This is a genomic window from Paenibacillus sp. J5C2022, assembly GCF_025567625.1.
Classification (GTDB): Bacteria; Bacillota; Bacilli; order Paenibacillales; family Paenibacillaceae; genus Pristimantibacillus.
In genome coordinates, this window is record NZ_JAOQJC010000110.1 from 1 (window position 1) to 1,225 (window position 1,225).

The 1,225-nt window shown below is 49.8% G+C and carries 1 protein-coding gene; it reads left to right on the forward strand.

The annotated features are described in order from the left end of the window. A partial coding sequence (locus M6D81_RS31490) for an ISL3 family transposase (RefSeq protein ID WP_262681620.1) occupies window positions 1-1,225 on the forward strand: 1,225 nt, incomplete at both ends.

Below are 1,225 nucleotides of genomic sequence, written 5' to 3' on the forward strand. Positions count from 1 at the left end.
CCAGTATATCAATGAACTGCTCGACATACCAGAGTTAAAATTCCACCAAATACTATCCATTGATCACGATGAAGTTCACATAGAAGCAGTGCCAATTGAAGGCAAGCAAAGTTGCCCCTGCTGCGGGTCGGATCAAGATGTCATTCGCAAAGGTAGTAATGGCATGCGAACCGTTCGACATCTTTGCGTGTTTGAGAAGAAAACCTATCTTCACGTGCCAACCATTCGCTTGTATTGTAACCATTGTGATGCCGGATTTGTCTGGCTATATGATTTCGTCGGCTCCAAACAGCGCTACAGCAGGCTTTTTCGCTCTCATACTGTTGAACAGGCGCTTGGTTCTACGGCCGCGCACGGCGCTCGTATGCAGCAAACGCCAGCAAGTACCGTACAACGTATGCATAACGAGGCGGTCCCTGCCCTTTGTGATGAGCTTTACGAAGAAGTGTGGGAAGAAGCCAAAGAAATGGCTGAGCTGGTTCTGGGTGTCGATGATTTCGCGATCAAGAAAGGTCATACATATAACACCGGCATTCACAACCTGAAGGGCGAAACGATGCTGGATCTGCTACCAGGCCGGAAGCTGGAAGAATTGCGGTCGTACGCCCAGGATCACCCGGGGTTCCTTCTGCTTAACCCGAAGGCAGTGGTCATGGATCTGGCTCAGGCGTATCACACTTGGATTAGAGAGTGTTTTCCAAAAGCGATTCGCATAGCAGATCGTTTTCATGTTCACGGTTATGTGATTGCATGCCTGCAGGAAGTTCGGAAAACCGTTCAGCCCACGCTATCTCCACGGGCCAAGGCTTATCTGAAAGCGAACCACCGCCTACTGAATCCGCCTTCCGAATCGTTAGGCGAGGAAAGCAGAAAGAAACTGGGCGAGATACTGAATTACTCCCCGCTGTTGCGCAGCGTGTGGGAATGGAAAGAAGCGTTCACGACTTGGTATGACTGCTCGCCGAGCTATACCGTTGCAAGGCAGGGATTTGAGCGTTGGTGTAGGCAAGGTGATCAGATCGAGCATGCTGCCGTCCAAAGTGCGCTGAAGACCATGCGTAATTGGCAAGAGGAAATCATGAATTACCATCAATGCCGATGGACAAACGCGACAGTAGAAGGCCGACATAATCGCATTAAAGCCTTTCAACGCCGTCATTACTTCACAAGGAATCGCAATCGTTATAAGGCGGGAATCCTTATCGAATGTAATCGCCATCGGATG